13 protein-coding genes and 1 tRNA gene are annotated in these 15,535 nt (G+C 61.9%); 7 read left to right on the top strand and 7 right to left on the bottom strand.

What is annotated here, in order from left to right; all coding sequences use genetic code 11:
• Both VR71_RS01255 and VR71_RS01250 read left to right on the top strand, forming a co-directional pair.
• The gene (locus tag VR71_RS01255) at window positions 1-393 is read left to right on the top strand and encodes an ectoine synthase (protein WP_045680489.1); all 393 of its coding nucleotides are present in this window, start codon (window positions 1-3) and stop codon (window positions 391-393) included.
• 35 nt (window positions 394-428) lie between these two features.
• A complete protein-coding gene (locus VR71_RS01250; RefSeq protein WP_045680487.1) occupies window positions 429-1,865 on the top strand; it encodes an aspartate kinase in 1,437 nt (478 codons plus the stop codon).
• A 455-nt stretch (window positions 1,866-2,320) separates the two neighbouring features.
• On the opposite strand, the gene VR71_RS01245 is transcribed toward VR71_RS01250, so the two are convergent.
• The 4 genes from VR71_RS01245 to tsaD are packed head-to-tail and all read right to left on the bottom strand — an operon-like array spanning window position 2,321 to window position 5,059.
• Window positions 2,321-2,740, bottom strand: coding sequence for an EVE domain-containing protein (locus VR71_RS01245; protein WP_045680485.1), 420 nt, complete (start codon window positions 2,738-2,740; stop codon window positions 2,321-2,323).
• Entirely contained in the window at window positions 2,740-3,009 is a 270-nt protein-coding gene (locus tag VR71_RS01240) for a YciI family protein (RefSeq protein ID WP_045680483.1), read from the bottom strand. Before VR71_RS01240 ends, VR71_RS01245 begins: the two co-directional genes overlap by 1 nt.
• Window positions 3,009-3,965 (bottom strand): NAD(P)H-dependent glycerol-3-phosphate dehydrogenase, encoded by a 957-nt coding sequence (locus VR71_RS01235; protein ID WP_045680481.1) that lies wholly within the window; start codon window positions 3,963-3,965, stop codon window positions 3,009-3,011. The genes VR71_RS01240 and VR71_RS01235 overlap by 1 nt, the downstream gene beginning before the upstream one ends.
• Window positions 3,962-5,059, bottom strand: coding sequence for a tRNA (adenosine(37)-N6)-threonylcarbamoyltransferase complex transferase subunit TsaD (tsaD, locus tag VR71_RS01230; protein WP_045680630.1), 1,098 nt, complete (start codon window positions 5,057-5,059; stop codon window positions 3,962-3,964). The genes VR71_RS01235 and tsaD overlap by 4 nt, the downstream gene beginning before the upstream one ends.
• Window positions 5,060-5,132: 73 nt before the next feature.
• Here tsaD and VR71_RS01225 point away from each other — a divergent pair, with 73 nt between their 5' ends.
• The 4 genes from VR71_RS01225 (at window position 5,133) to VR71_RS01210 (ending at window position 8,796) form a co-directional block, all read left to right on the top strand.
• Complete coding sequence (locus VR71_RS01225; RefSeq protein ID WP_045680477.1) at window positions 5,133-5,867, top strand: uroporphyrinogen-III synthase; 735 nt, start codon at window positions 5,133-5,135, stop codon at window positions 5,865-5,867.
• A gap of 48 nt (window positions 5,868-5,915) precedes the next feature.
• Window positions 5,916-7,184 carry a COG4223 family protein gene (locus VR71_RS01220; protein ID WP_045680474.1) on the top strand — a complete coding sequence of 423 codons (1,269 nt, stop codon included), beginning with the start codon at window positions 5,916-5,918 and terminating at the stop codon, window positions 7,182-7,184.
• Between the two features lie 19 nt (window positions 7,185-7,203).
• Window positions 7,204-8,676 carry a heme biosynthesis protein HemY gene (locus tag VR71_RS01215; RefSeq protein ID WP_045680472.1) on the top strand — a complete coding sequence of 491 codons (1,473 nt, stop codon included), beginning with the start codon at window positions 7,204-7,206 and terminating at the stop codon, window positions 8,674-8,676.
• A 44-nt stretch (window positions 8,677-8,720) separates the two neighbouring features.
• Window positions 8,721-8,796: transfer RNA gene (locus VR71_RS01210), tRNA-Thr, on the top strand.
• A 400-nt stretch (window positions 8,797-9,196) separates the two neighbouring features.
• Here VR71_RS01210 and VR71_RS01205 read toward each other — a convergent pair.
• Window positions 9,197-12,037, bottom strand: a complete 2,841-nt coding sequence (locus VR71_RS01205) for a hypothetical protein (protein WP_296429672.1) — start codon at window positions 12,035-12,037, stop codon at window positions 9,197-9,199.
• Between the two features lie 394 nt (window positions 12,038-12,431).
• On the opposite strand from VR71_RS01205, the gene VR71_RS24480 reads away from it, so the two are divergent.
• A complete protein-coding gene (locus VR71_RS24480) occupies window positions 12,432-12,563 on the top strand; it encodes a hypothetical protein (RefSeq protein ID WP_296429671.1) in 132 nt (43 codons plus the stop codon).
• 54 nt (window positions 12,564-12,617) lie between these two features.
• Here the strand turns inward: VR71_RS24480 and VR71_RS01200 are convergent, their stop codons facing one another.
• On the bottom strand, window positions 12,618-14,198 hold the full coding sequence (locus VR71_RS01200; RefSeq protein WP_045680467.1) for a gamma-glutamyltransferase family protein: 1,581 nt from the start codon (window positions 14,196-14,198) through the stop codon (window positions 12,618-12,620).
• A gap of 3 nt (window positions 14,199-14,201) precedes the next feature.
• Window positions 14,202-15,527, bottom strand: coding sequence for a TRAP transporter large permease subunit (locus tag VR71_RS01195; protein WP_045680466.1), 1,326 nt, complete (start codon window positions 15,525-15,527; stop codon window positions 14,202-14,204).
• Window positions 15,528-15,535: the final 8 nt, after the last annotated feature.

The raw sequence follows: 15,535 nt of genomic DNA, 5'->3' as shown, positions 1-15,535 counted from the left end.
ATGATTGTCAGAGACTTCAACAAGATCATCGAGGAAGAACGAAGCCGCGTCGTGTCGGACGCGCAGTGGTCGAGTGTGCGGATGCTGCTGGCCGATGACGGGATGGGGTTTTCGTTCCACATCACGTTTCTGGAGCCGGGGTCGGAGCATACGTTCGAATACAAGAACCACTTTGAGAGCGTCTATTGCATGCAGGGCAAAGGCTCGATCACCGATATCGCCACGGGCGAGACCCATGAGATCAGGCCCGGTGTGATGTATGCGCTCGACAAGCATGATCGCCACATTCTGCGCGCAGAAGAAGAACTGGTCATGGCCTGCTGCTTTAACCCGCCGGTGACCGGCAAGGAAGTGCATCAGGCGGATGGCTCTTATGCGCTGGAAAGCGCCTGACAAAAGGGTTCGGGCCCTAGCCCGGATAAGGAACTATGACATTTCCAGATCATACCGTCGAGAAGATCGGCGGCACATCCATGAGCCGTGTGGGCGAGTTGCTCGACACGCTCTTTGTCGGCGACCGGACGGGTGCCGCGCTCTATCATCGGATCTTTGTGGTCTCCGCCTTTGGCGGGATCACCAACAAGCTGTTGGAGCATAAGAAATCCGGCACGCCGGGTGTCTATGCGCTCTTTGCCAATGACGATGACGATCACGGCTGGCTCGATGCGCTGACAGAGGTGGGGCGTGCGATGCGCGAGGCGCATGGTGCAATTCTGGAGCATCCCGGCGACCGCAGCATGGCGGATGAGTTTGTCCGTGAGCGGATCGAGGGGGCGCGGTCGTGCCTGTTTGATCTGCAACGGCTGTGCTCCTATGGGCATTTCCGCCTGAGCGATCACATGCTGGTCATTCGGGAACTGCTGTCTGGACTAGGCGAGTCGCATTCGGCATTCGTCACCACGCTCCTGTTGCAGCGGGCGGGGGTGAATGCGCGGTTCATCGACCTGAGCGGTTGGCGCGATGAGAGCGAGCATAGCCTGATCGAGCGGATCGCGGCGGGGCTGTCGGATGTGGATCTGAGCAGCGAGATGCCGATTGTCACAGGCTATGCGCAATGCACCGAAGGGCTGATGCGCGAGTTTGACCGGGGGTATTCCGAGGTGACATTCGCCACCATCGCCGCCCATACGGGGGCGAAGGAGGCGATCATCCACAAGGAATTCCACCTGTCCTCGGCGGACCCCAAGCTGGTGGGCGAGGGTGCTGTGCGCAAGCTGGGTCACACCAATTATGATGTTGCCGATCAGCTGTCGAACCTCGGGATGGAGGCGATCCATCCCAAGGCGGCCAAGACCCTGCGGCAAGCGGATGTGGCCCTGCGGGTGACGAATGCGTTTGATCCGGGCGATCCCGGGACATTGATCGACGATCAGCCGACCGATGCCCCGAGTGTTGAAATCGTGACCGGATTGAAGGTCGTGGCGCTGGAGCTTTTTGAGCAGGATATGGTGGGTGTCAAAGGCTACGATGCAGCCATTCTGGAAGCGCTCAAGCGGCATAATGTCTGGATCGTGTCCAAGACATCCAACGCCAATACGATCACGCATTATGTGCATGCCTCGCTCAAGGTGGTGCGGCGCGTGGCGCGCGATCTGGAAGAGATCTATCCCTCGGCTGAAGTTTCGGCGCGGACGCTGTCAGTGGTGTCGCCCATCGGGCGCGACCTCAGCGGTTTGCGGGTGCTGAGCCGGGGTCTGGCGGCATTGGAAGAGGCCGGGATCGAGGTCATTGCCGCGCATCAGACCCCGCGCAGCGTGGATGTGCAGTTTGTCCTTGGGGCCAAGGATATGAAGGCGGGGATTACCGCGCTGCACCGGTCTTTGATCGAAGGTGAGGGGGCGCAGGTCCCTAGCAAGGCCGCCTGAGCGCGGCCTGTCCTTAAATTGAAATGAATGCGCGGCATTCGCCATTTGGCGGGGCCGCGCATTTGTCGTAGGGTGAAGGTGTTCGGGCCAGTATGGCCGAGACCTGATCAAGTTACACGTGTGGTGCGTAGGGAGCACGTGGGGGACGGAGGGTGTCGGCATCTGCTGGCATCCTCCGTTTGGGTTTTTGGTTTCGATGCGTGCGGGGATGGTTTTGGGCGTGAGCTGACATTGACCATGGTGATAAGCCGCGCGGTCGCTGGGCCGGGGACTAGCGATGCAACGGCAGAATTCGCCACTTTATGCCCGAAAACTCCGTATGACTTCAATGAGTTGCGCGACGCCTCAAAATCGCTAGGCCGCGGGACGGCCCAGCGATCGCGCGGCGGCGCTACGCGCCTTGTTCCGCGCGCGGAAGGGATACCAACATCTCCTTCAGGCCCGCCCCAGCCCTCTTACGCCTTCAATCCCGCCATATCGCAGATGATGCGCCATTGCTCGGCGGTGACCGGCTGCACCGAGAGGCGGGAGTTTTTCACGAGGATCATTTCGGCAAGGCGCGGGTCGGATTTGATCGTATCCAGCGTGACGGGTGTCCTGGCCGTCTCAATCGCCTTGATGTCCACGCATTCCCATCGGGGATCGTCGGATTTGCTGTCGGGATGCGCCGTGGCGATCACCTCAACGATGCCGACCACGGCCTTTTCTGTCTGGCTGTGATAGAAGAAGCCGCGATCCCCAATCGCCATGTCGCGCATGAAATTGCGGGCCTGATAGTTGCGCACGCCGTCCCATTCCTCGCCCGCGTCGCCCTTGGCCAACTGGTCCTGCCAGCCCCAGGTGGAGGGTTCGGATTTAAACAGCCAATACTGCATCAGATCACCTTTTTCCACGGGATCAACTCGACATTGGCGAAGAGCCCCGCCGTGGCATAGGGGTCGCCCGCCGCCCAATCCTGCGCGGCCTGCATATCGGCCACGTCGAGGATCACGAGCGAGCCGATCATCTGGCCTGCGTCATCGAGCAGGGGACCGGCCTGAGACACAACGCCGGTCTCTTTGAGATACTCGACATGCGCGTCGCGGGTGTCGAGGCGGGTTTGCAGGGCAGCGGGTTTGTCGCGGGCTATGAGGGCAATAAGCATCATTCTTCCTTTAATGGGCGTGACAGCAGCATATCCATCGCCTGCGTCACGCGCAATTCGCCTGTGACGAGCGCGGTGACGGCATGGGTGATGGGCATCTCGAGATGAAGGGACCGGGCGCGCTGGAGGACGGCGCGGGCGGTTGCCGCGCCTTCGACCGTGATCGAGGGGTCGAACTCCGTGCCGTCTCCGATGCTCTGGCCATAGCGGTAGTTGCGGGATTGGGCAGAGGTGCAGGTCAGCGCCAGATCACCAAAGCCGGAGAGGCCGGCAAGAGTCTGAGGCTCGGCACCAAGCGCGCGTGCGAGGCGGTTCATTTCGGCAAAGCCACGGGTCATCAGCGCCGCGCGGGCGCTCTCACCCAGACCGGCGCCCATGACAGCGCCGCAGGCGATGGCGATCACGTTCTTGAGCGCGCCACCAAGGTCTGCGCCGATGGTGTCGGTGGTGCGGTAGAGTCTTAGGGTTGGTGTGGTCAGGGCACGTTGCAGGGAGTGGCCGGTGCTGTCATCGGCACAAGCCAGCGTGAGAGCGGTGGGCAGGCCAAGCGCGATGTCGCGGGCAAAGCTGGGGCCGGTGAGGATGGCGGGCGTCGCATCGGGGCAGGCTTGCGCGATGAGCGAGGTGGGGCCGAGGCCCGTGGCAAGGTCCATGCCCTTGCAGCAGGCGACGAGAGGGCGGATGGCCAACGCGCTGTGATGCGCGGACAGGAACGCGCCAAGCGTCTGCATCGGCACGGCAAGCAGGCAGGGCGATGTGCCGCCCGGCAATGGGCCCGTGATCACGGTCACATTGTCTGGCAGGGGAATGTCTGGCAGGCGTCTGGCGTTCTGGCGGGTGGCCTGCATCTCTGCCGCGTGATCTGCGTCGCGCGCCCAGAGGGTGACGGGGCCGTTTTGCGCCAATGTCACGGCGAGGGCCGTGCCGAATGCGCCTGCGCCACAGATGAGGATCATGCCTTGGCTCCCTTTTTGCCGCTTCCCAGCATGGCAGGGCTGGTGTGATCCAAGGGCCAGCGCGGGCGGGCGGCAAGGGTCATGTCATGACGGCGGCCAAGTGCGTAAAGCTCGGCCCCGGCATAGGCGATCATCGCGGCATTGTCGGTGCAGAGCGCCAGCGGGGGCGCGACAAAGGTCACGCCCAGTTCGGCGGCACCAGTCTCTAACCTGGCGCGAATGGCGGTATTTGCGGCGACACCCCCGGCGACGGCGATGACCGGATGCTCTGGGCTATCGGCGAGATAAATCGTCAGCGCGCGGCGGGTCTTTTCGGCCAGCACGTCGCGCACGGCGGCCTGAAACCCGGCGCAGAGATCGGCGCGGTCCTGACGTGTCAGGCCGGATTTCTCGGCCACGATTTCATCGCGGGCGCGCAGGAGCGCGGTTTTCAAGCCGGAAAAGGACATGTCGCAGCCGGGACGGTCCAGAAGCGGCCGGGGAAAGCGGAAGCGGGTGGGATCACCTTGGGTCGCCTCGCGCTCGACGTGCGGGCCACCGGGCTGAGGCAGGCCCAAGAGGCGCGCCGTCTTGTCGAAGGCCTCGCCGGGGGCGTCGTCAATGGTGCCGCCGAGACGGGTGAAATCATCCGCGCCGCGCACGATCAGGAACTGGCAATGCCCACCCGACACAAGCAGCATGAGGTAGGGATAGGTCACGCCATGCGTGAGACGCGGGGTTAGCGCATGGCCCGCAAGGTGATTGACGCCGATCAAGGGAATGCCTGCGCCCGCCGCGATGCCCTTGGCGCACATGACACCGGCGATCACCCCGCCAATGAGGCCCGGACCAGAGGTGACGGCGACGGCCTGCACATCGCGCAGTGTCAGATGCGCCTGTGCCAACGCCTCGCGCACGCAAATATCGAGTTTCTCGGCATGGGCGCGGGCGGCGATTTCGGGCACGACACCGCCGAAATCGGCATGGAGCGCGGTTTGGCCATGCACCACCGAAGACAGGATTGCGGGCACGCCATCGGGGTCAATACGCAGCAGAGCGGCGGCGGTATCGTCGCAGCTGCTCTCAAGTCCGAGGAGGATCAAAGGCTCTGTCATCATGCCCATGCGTTGCGTGACGGGTGGAAGGCAGGTAACACCGAATGAGGCAGGCAACAACTCTGGATGGGCCATGAGCGTTACGATCCTGATCACCCGGCCCGAAGCCGAGGCCAGTCGTATGGCCGAGCGGCTAGAAGAGGTCTTGGGCGACGGCGTGGCTGTGGTCGCCTCGCCCCTCTTGCGGATCGAATACGACGGGGCTTTGCCGGACTTGTCGGGGGTGAACGTCCTGATTTTCACCTCGCGACACGGGGTCGAGGGATTCTGCCGCCTGAGCCGTCGGCGCGATTTTACCTGCTACGCGGTGGGGGATGCCACGGCAGAGGCGGCGCGGACGTATGGATTGCCTGCAATCTCTGCCGGAGGTGATGCCACGGCGCTGCTCGCCCGCATCGCGAAGGACGGGACGCAGGGCCCGTTTCTGCATCTGCGTGGGGCGCATGTGGCGGCGGATGTGGCGGGAGCACTCGGCGCGGCCGGGCATGATGCACAGGATGTTGTGGTTTACGATCAGGTCGAGGCGACGTTGAGCGCGCAGGCGCGGAACGTGTTGAGGGGTGCGGGCGTTGTCATTGTGCCTCTGATGTCGCCACGCTCTGCGCGGATTTTCTTTGATCAGGCGGGGCGGATCACAGCACGGTTGTGCATCGCGGCCATAAGCCGCAAGGTGGCAGCAGCGGTGCCGGAGGGTGCGGCGACGCGGGTCGATATTGCGCAAACGCCGGATCTGCCGGGTATCCTTGCGGTTCTGCAAGGGCAAGTCGGCGCGGCCAAGCGGCTTGAGGGTGGAAAACGAGCGCTGTAAGGTCAAGTTGACAGGGACGCATCGTGAGATTCGAAAGGGTGGCGCAAGGTGGCCGATAAGAAGAAAGCTGCAAAGGGCAAGACCGAAGCGGACGCGCTGTCTGATGCGGTCGATCCGGTAACAGAGGCAGCACCGGAGCCTGAGACGCAGGACGCGCCGACCGATCCTGTCGCGCAAGATTTGGCGGAGACCGATGAGGACCATCCCAAAACCTCGGATGCGCCAGACCCTGCGGCGGGCGATGACGAGATGTCGGAAGGGCTGACGGAGGCCGCAGAGGCCCGCGAGCCTGAGGTAGTGGAATTTGAGAGCGACACCAGGGCAGACGTACCCGGCGCCATTTATGCCCGGACGGAAGAGGCAGAGCCGCAGCACGCCGCCATGGTGAAGACCGAACAGGTGTTTGTCCGACAAGGTGGCTTCTGGTCGATGCTGCTGGGCGGTGTAGTGGCGGCGGGTGTGGGCGTGGCCGCCGCGCCCTATGTGCTTCCACCCGCGTGGTTCTCTAACTCCGACGAGGGTGTCGAGGCAGCGTTGAGCGCACAGAATGATCGGCTCGCGGCGTTGAGCGCCGAGGTGCAAGGGCTGGAGACCCCACCAGACCTGAGCGGAGAGATGGGCGGGCTGAGTGAAACGCTGACAGCGCTTACAGGGCAGATTTCGGAGCTGGAAGGTCGTCTTTCGGCGCTTGAAGAACGCCCTGCGGCGCAGGGCGATAGCGTGCCTGCGGCCGAGTTGGAGGATTTGCGCGCGGCGCTCGCGGCGCAGGCGTCAGAAATCGAAGCGTTGCGCGGGGCCGCGGATGCGGAAGAGGCCGCTGCGCGCGACAGCGCAATGGCCGCGCTGCGCCGCGCCGCGCTCACTCGGGTGATGACCGCGCTGGACAGCGGCAGCGATTTTGCCCCGGCGCTGACCGATTTGCGCGACACCGGGGCCGAGGTGCCCGATGTACTGGCCGATCAGGCCGATACTGGCGTGCCGACACAGGCCGCTCTGGTCGAGAGCTTCCCCGAGGCGGCGCGCGCGGCGCTGGCCACGGCACGCGCTGAAAGCGGCGATACGGTGGCCGGGGTCGGCGGCTTTCTCAAGAGCCAGCTGGGCATCCGGTCACTGAACCCGCAGGAGGGCGATGATCCCGACGCGGTGCTCTCGCGTGCCGAGGCGGCATTGACCGAGGAGCGTCTGGCGGATGCGCTGGCCGAGATCGAAAGCCTGCCCGAGGCCGCGCGCGCGACCATGCAGGACTGGGTTGCCGAGGCCACACGCCGCCAAGAGGCGCTGTCCGCCGCAGAGGCTCTGGCCGGAACATTGAATTGAGTTAGAAAAGGCGAGCGCCATGCTTTGGTCGATTATCAAGATTGCGGTTTTCATTGCCCTCGTGGCGGGCGTGACGCTGGGCGCGAGTTTCCTGCTCGAACTGGATGGCGGCGTGCGTATCGTGATGGCAGGGGTCGAGATCAACCTGACCCCGATCAAGGCGGTGATTGCGCTGGGTGTGCTGGTCTTTGCCATTTGGCTCTTGATGAAACTGACCGGGCTCTTGGTGGCGTCGCTCAAGTTCATCAATGGCGATGAAACCGCGCTGTCGCGCTATTTCGACCGCAGCCGTCAGGACAAGGGCTATCGCGCGCTGTCCGAGGGGATGCTGGCGCTCGCCTCTGGCGAGGGGGAGGTGGCGATGGCGCAGGCCGCCAAGGCCGAGAAATATCTGCGCAAACCGGCGCTGACCAATCTGATCACCGCGCAGGCCGCCGAGATGGCGGGCAACCGCAGCAAGGCCGAAGAGGTCTACAAGCGGCTTTTGACCAATGAGAAAACCCGCTTTGTCGGGGTGCGCGGCATCCTGCGGCAAAAGCTGGCCGAGGGTGATACCGAGACCGCGCTGAAACTGGCCAAGACCGCCTTTACGCTCAAGCCACGCCATGCCGAGGTGCAGGATACCTTGCTCGACTTGCAGGCCAAGACATCGGATTGGAAAGGCGCGCGCGAAACGCTGAATGCCAAGCTGAAATACGGCAACCTGCCGCGCGATGTGCACAAGCGGCGCGATGCGGTGCTGGCGCTCTCGGAGGCGCGCGATGTGCTGGATGAGGGCAAGACCATCGAGGCGCGCGAAGCTGCCATCGAGGCCAATCGCCTCTCGCCGGATCTGATCCCGGCGGCAGTTCTGGCGGCGCGCGGCTATATTGACCAAGGCAATACCCGCAACGCGCTGCGCGTCATCAACAAGGCCTGGCTGGTGCACCCGCATCCCAATCTGGCCGCGGCCTTTGCCGCGATTGAGCCGAATGAGACACCGAACCAACGGCTCAAACGCTTTGCCAAGCTATTGAAAGTGCATCCCGATCACCGCGAGACGCGGCTGTTGGCGGCGGAACTCAACCTTGCTGCCGAGGACTTTCCGGCTGCGCGCCGCGCGCTGGGCAATTTGGCCGAGGTCGAGCCGGACGCACGTGCAGTGACGATCATGGCGGCGATCGAACGGGGCGAAGGCGCGCCCGATGCTGTGGTCAAGGGCTGGCTTGCGCGGGCCTTGTCCGCCCCCCGCGGACCACAATGGGTCTGTGACAAATGCCAGCATATCCATGCCGAATGGTCCCCCACCTGCGAGAATTGCAGCTCCTTTGATACGCTGAGCTGGCGCGCGCCGCCGAACAGCACAATAGCCACGCCCACAGGCCTGGAAATGCTGCCGCTGATCGTGGGAGCGCTGGACGAGCCGCACAAGGAAGCGGCGAAGGAGATGGACGACACGGTCGTCGATGCCGAGATCGTGGCGGAAGAGGACGAGGTAAAGCTCGAAAAATAGGGCTTTTCCCCTGCCATACGCGATGCTATAGCGCCGCCACCGGGGCCGCTGTAGCTCAGCTGGTAGAGCACGTCATTCGTAATGATGGGGTCGGGGGTTCGAGTCCCTTCAGCGGCACCAGAAATATCGCCATAACAAACTGATTTTATTGGCGTTTGTCCTGTCCCATTGCGCCTGTGTTATGCACGCCCGTATACACAACCGGGTTAGCATATGCGGAGTTTTGCGGTGAAACATGTCCAAGTTCCCACGAGGGATGGGCCCTAGGTCTATAAGCGGCGGGTGCCGGTTGCCCTAGCGGGACCAATCAAGAAGCCGCACTTCATAAAGACACTTGGTCACACAGAGGTGGAGGCGTTGATCGCCTAAGCACCTTGAGGTCCTACGTCTGCTCCGCGACGTCCTCCACATGGACCTTGCCAAACGGCGCAGCTCGGAAAAGACTATCGTCTGAACGACATGGCCAGAGACTATGACAAGGTTCGGGCCTGATCGTACAATTAACCCGACACGCTCCGCCTCAGAGCGCATTGAATGCTCGGCTGGCGGCTTCAAATCCCGAATGCAGCATATTGAACTTCTGTTCTGCGGCCCTTTTAGCGGTTTCGGCAATCGTCACGAGATTATCTGCCGTCACCTTTACCGCTTCGAATTTTGGAATGGTTTTGTCGCGCAGTTTCTGCATATCGTCAGACAATGGTGTGGGTGCCGATGACACCTCCGACCTCATTGTCGTCAGGGTGTTTTCTGTTTTGGCAGCAGAGAGGCGCGCCAGCCGTTCACGGTTTCTCGCGTCCCTTAAATCGATCAGCGCGCCCAGGCGGTCCCGCTCGGCCTGACGCATAGTTTCTTGCGCAGCCGCCTTTGTCGCAGCGGCCCTGAGCGCCACCTTGTCGGATGTGTCCTCGGCCTCTGCTTTTTCAGCGGCGACCGCAGTAGCCGACGCTTCCATCACGGAGCGCGCCAATGCGATGTTTGCATCGTCCAATTTTTTCTGTCTTTGATCGTCCACTCTGGCGCTTTTGAGTTGGCTTTTCAGCTTTTCGTTTGCGGCACGGGCCGAATTCAACTGTGTTTCAAGGGCCACGATGTCATCGGCGGCTTTGGTCACTGCAGGCTGGTCCGACGGGTCAGTTTTCGCGGCCTCCACCTTGCGCTTTTGCAAATCCTTATGCAGGGTGTTCAGCTTGTCATTGGCCGCATCGCGCCGGGACTGCAGACGGACAAGGGTTTCGGCACGGAACTCCGCATCGTCTTCAAACATCGCTTCAACGCCATCAATCTCGGTGGACCATTGCGCTTTGGCTGCGTCAAGCGCATCGGGGCTGCTGTCCAGCGCCGTGCGCAGCGCGTCTTTCCGCTCGGTGCGCTCGTTGGCGACTTCGGTATCTGTCGGGGTTGTTGACAACGCCTGCTGGTCCTTGACCTCCTGCACAAGGGATTCCGCAAGCGATGCCTTGTCCGCGAGGATTTTAAGCTCTTTCGTAATCTCGGCAAAAGCTGCGCTTTTTTCGCCCCGGGTCTTTTCGGCCTGAACGGCCTTGTTCGCTGTGGGTTCGTCTGTTTCATCCCGGGCAGCATCAAAGGCTGCATCGAACTTGGCTTTGGCTTCATCGCGACGTTGCGTTTGCGGGGTGACTTGTGGCCGCAATTTCCCCAGATGTTCGTCGCAGACGTCTCTCAACTTCTTTTGGGTTGCGATCTTGTTTTCTGCCAGTGCCAGTGCTTCCAAGGCTTTCTGATAGGCCTCTGCCGTGGATTGTTTGGTTGGATCATCTGCTGCTGTCTCATAGGCAAGTTTTTTGGTTCCAAGGTCTGTTTTCAGACCTGCAAGCAAGGCATTGGTGTCCGTCATGGCGGTGTCGGCAGCAGCGCGATGCGTTTCAACGCTGACAATCGAGTCCGTAATGCTTTTCAGTTCTGCCTCTTCCGCAGCCAAGGTCCGCGTCGCAACCGCCAAGGCAAGAAGCTGCAGACCGCCGGGATCTTGTGTCGCAAGTTGATGAATTTCATCCTTAGCTGCGTCATACTCGGCTTGTTTGGTGGCCAGTTCACCGCTCCGGTTCAGAATAGCCGCGTCCGAGGCCGCACGTGCATCTGTCGCAGCCGTTTGTGCCGCATTCAGGGCGTCAGCCTGGGCTGTTGCGCGCTGGGTGGCAAGATTCTCTGCGGCGTTATTTTTTTCAAATGAATCCGCAGTTACATTGGCGTCCGGGAAGGCTGTGATCGTTCGAAACGACCCGTCAGGCAAGGTTTCGATGATGATCCGGGACTGTTTGATATCGCGCTGGATCAGGATCGCCTCGGCGCGGGCCTTGATCTCGGCGTTCTTTGCTGTCGCGGTCCCGGTGTTCAGCGTGTTATGGAAGGCGTTTCTGCTGGACAGGGGCGTCTGTGCCCCGGACACAGGCGCGCTGAGTGTCTGCCCGCCAGAATTCTTTTCCAGCATGGCAGCTTCACCCACAGAAACATCACCCGTTCGCGCGAGGGTTTTGACCACAAACGTGTCGCCACTGTTCGCCTGATTGTACATGCTGCTTTCATGGATCTGGGCGAGCGCGTCCTCGATCATGTAAAGCGCCGCTTCGCCCGAGCCGGTTCGGCTGGCTCCGGTCGCATAATGCGGCCCCGCCACCCCCACTTTGGGAACATTTGCATTGACCGGATCTCCGGTCACGCCGCCAGCGGTGTCGCTGCGGGTTGTGATGGGGACCACATCTGTGGGGAGAAGCGTCGATGGCAATGGATCATCGGGCGCAAACCCGGTGGCGATACGGGTGATGTGTTGCTCAATCGTCGTGGCTGGGCCATGGCGGGACGCATGGTGGGCAAGCGACCCCTGATTTACCCGGCTCGCCATATCGGCAATGGCAATGTTTGTGGCCATGCGCTTGCTGTGCCCGTTCGTGGTTTCTTCGGCCTCGCGTTTGGCGATGATTTCATCAGCGACATACCGTTGCATGGCCCGCTGTTTTTCCAGCTTGGCCTTGGCCGCATCGACGACCAGTGCGTCTGTTGCATCCGTTGGCTCGCGGCGGGCGTCCTTGTATTCTTGCTCGGTGACTGGAGCGAGCTTCAGCACGATCTGGTTGGCGTTCAGCCCGTCCTCGTCCCGCAACAAGATATCCTGCAAGTGCTTTTCGCGGCGGTCCTCGCTGGCACTTGCCCGATCATCCAGAGGCAAACGAGTGTCCAAGACCCGGCCCGTATCGGCAAGCTTGTCTTCAAGTCCCGCCTTGGCCGTTGCCGCGCCAACGGGAATGTCGCCAAGCGTGTCGCGGGCCGCGCGTATGGTCTTCATCGCCGTCCGTTTGGAGATGTATTTTGTTACGAAATTACTTTGTTCACCTGTAAGCGGCATGGAATACGTCCTTGAATTAAAGTTCGGGGTACTTGGGAATTGGTTATCCCACACAGCAGGAGCCATTTTTGCGCGAGACTATAAGGCAATCAACTATTTTTTAAATTCTGGTATGCAACTGCGTTGAACAATCGACGCAGTTCTGAAGCGCCGCTAGACCACAGATATCATCGGGTTTGGGGTGGGGTTTGCGTCTGGGAACAAGGTTGGCCTATCGCGGCCGCCCCTTGTCGCCGCGCATGATCCTGCATATCTTGCTGCGTACAGCACCGGCATCGCGCCGTGCCTGCTGCGCCCGAGGGCTCATCGCCCTGACCCTGTCAGGCCCCCTGATCCCCTGAGCACGACCCGGCCCGGCACATTGCCCGACCGGGATCATTCAGGAGACGATCCCATGTCCAAAGGAAAGAGCCAGAGCAACCGCGAGGCAAAGAAACCCAAGAAGGAAAAGCCTAAGGTTCTCGCCACCGCGAATTCCAACAGTGGCAAGAACGCCACTGTGATAGCCGGCAAATCGGTCAAGTAACACGACCGGCATCGCCGCTCAGGCGGTGCCGCACGCGACACACCCAAGAGTGACTCACTCGGTAATGGCGGCCCCGTCCGAGCGTGGGTCGGCTGCGGCCTCGATCAATCCCGAGGCATGGCGCACCACCGCTCCGGCATGGCCGGCAAGATCAGAATAGGGTGCGATCAGCTCGACCTCATGCCCGGCCCGTTGCAGTGTCGCAACCAGATCCGGGTTGAAACGATCCTCGAGTTTCAGAGATGTGGTGTCTTGCCCCCATGTCTTGCCCAAGAGCCAACGGGGCGCGGTCACCGCCGCTTGCAGGTCCATGCCAAATTGCGCGTAGCGAGAAAAAACCGCCGATTGGGTCTGGGGCTGGCCCTCGCCACCCATCGTGCCATAGGCCATGACCCGCCCGTCGTGCAATTCGGCCATGGCGGGATTAAGCGTGTGGAACGGGCGCTTGCCAGGAGCGAGCTGGTTCGGCCCCGGAGCCAGCGCAAATCCCGCGCCACGGTTCTGAAAGAAGACGCCTGTGTCCGGGCATGTGAGCCCCGAGCCGAATTCCCAAAAGACCGATTGGATAAAGCTGACCACGGTGCCGTCGGCGTCGCAGGCCCCCATCCAGATCGTATCGCCGTCTTTGGGCTCATAAGGCCAAGGCAGGGCCTTGGTTTTGTCGATCCGCGCCGCCAGCCCGTCCAGCGCCGCATCCATCAGCCAATCCTGCGCCGGTGTCGCCATATGGGTGTGGTCACCCAGTTCGGCATTGCGCCGGATGAACGCCTGTTTTGTGGATTCGATCAGCCCATGGATGTGATCAAAGCCTTCGCCCGTCGTCACGAGCAGACGGTCAAATAGGCCAAGGATCATCAGGGATGAGATCCCCTGCGTGGGCGGTATCATGTTGTAGAGCCGCCCTTGCGATGTCTCCAAACTCAGTGGCGTCACCTGCTCTGCGGTATAGGCGCTGAAATCTTCGGCGCGCAGCGGGCTGCCGTTGGCCTCGAGATAGGCGGCATGGGTGCGGGCCAGCGGACCGTCATAGTAGGCGCGCAGGCCCTCGTCTGACAGGTGGCGCAGGGTACGGGCGAGGGCCGATTGACGAAGATGCGCGCCCGCCTCCGGCACCTTGCCACCGATCAGAAAGGTCTCGGCAAAGCCCGGAACGTCGCGCAGCCCGTCCAGTTTTTCAGCCGTGGTGCGGGATTGATTACCAGTCACGGCGATACCGTGTTCGGCATAGGCAATCGCCGGGGCCAAAAGGCGAGAGAGCGGCAGCCTTGTCTCCTGCACCCCAAGCGCAGCTTGCCAGCCACCGATTGTGCCGGGAACGGTCAGCGCAGCCAAACCGCCCCGCGTAGGGATCGCACGATCATGCCCGCGCGCCGCATACCACTCCGGTGTCGCTAGCCCCGCCGCCTGTCCGCCCGCAAAAATGCCGACGGGCGTCTTGCCCGGTTGCTTGATCAGCCAGAACCCATCTCCGCCGATGCCGTTCATATGCGGATAGACCACGGCAATCGTGGCAGCAGCGGCAACCATCGCCTCTATCGCCGTGCCACCGTCGCGCAGCACATCGCGCCCCGCCAGAGCGGCGGCGCGGTGGGGTGCGGACACCGCGCCGTTATATCCCAAGGCAGCATGGAGCATGAGTCACCATCCGATCGCTTGGGGCAGCCATGTGGCCAGCCCCGGTGAAAAATAGACAAGGCTCAACGCGACAAGCTGGAGGCCGATGAAGGGCAGAACGCCTTTGTAGATGTCCGACGTCGTGACCTCGGGCGGGGCGACGCCCTTGAGAAAGAACAGCGCCCAGCCGAAGGGTGGCGTGAGAAACGAGGTTTGCAGGTTCATCGCCACCAGAATGGCAATCCATGTCAGATCCGCGCCCGATTGCATGAAAATCGGCAAAAAGAGCGGCAAAGCGATGTAGGAAATCTCGATCCATTCCAGAAAGAAACCCAGCACGAAGAGCAAGAGCATCAGGAAAAAGATCTGACCGTCCAGCCCCCCCGGAACGCTGGAAAACGCTGATTGCACCAGATGTTCGCCCCCAAGGCCGCGAAAGGCCAATCCGAATGGCTGGGCGAAGATCAGGATCAGGAACACCATTGCTGAGGTGACAAACGCCGCGCGCACTGCGTCGCGCAGGATCGAGAGATTGAGCCGTCCTGCCAGCGCCGCGAGAACGATAGAGCCGAACGCGCCCATGGACGCGGCCTCGGTCGGGGCAGCAACGCCGCCGATGATCGAGCCCAAGACCAGCACGATCAGGGCAATGGGCGGAAAGACGACCTTGAGCAGTTTGCCCGCAAGTTCGCCACGCAACATCGCGGCGCGCTCCTCGAGTGGGATGGCGGGCAGGGTCTTGGGCGAGAGAAACCCGAGGATGAGAACATAGCCCACAAACAGTCCCGCCAGCATCAGCCCCGGCAAGAGAGCCGCCGCAAAGAGCGTACCCACGGATTGCCCCATGATATCGGCAAGCAGGATCAGAACCAGACTGGGCGGAATGATCTGCCCAAGCGTACCCGAGGCACAGATGACACCTGCGGCCACGCTGGCGCTGTAGCCACGCTTGATCACCGGGCCGAGTGCGATCAGCCCCATCGTGACCACGGTCGCACCGACCACACCAGAGGCCGCCCCCATCAGCACACCAACGAGAATGATCGCCAGCGCCATTCCCCCGCGCAAGCCGCCCATGGCAAAGCCTATGACCTCCAGCAGGTCTTCGGCTATTCGGGATTTTTCGAGCATGATCCCCATGAAGATGAAGAGGGGCAGCGCCAGAAGCGTGTAATTGGTGATCACCCCGAATATCCGCGCGGGCATCAGCGTGAAGAGCATGGAGCCAAAGCCCATGTAGCCAAACACAAACCCTGTCACGCCAAGGCAGATCGCCACCGGCATGCCAATGAGCAACAGGATGAAGAATGCGCCGATCATGCACAGCGCGAGAATTTCTGTATAGGGCATTGGACTTG

It is taken from the genome of Roseovarius sp. BRH_c41 (genome assembly GCF_000961715.1).
Taxonomy (GTDB): Bacteria; Pseudomonadota; Alphaproteobacteria; order Rhodobacterales; family Rhodobacteraceae; genus Roseovarius.
This window is presented reverse-complemented; position numbering and strand designations above follow the sequence as displayed.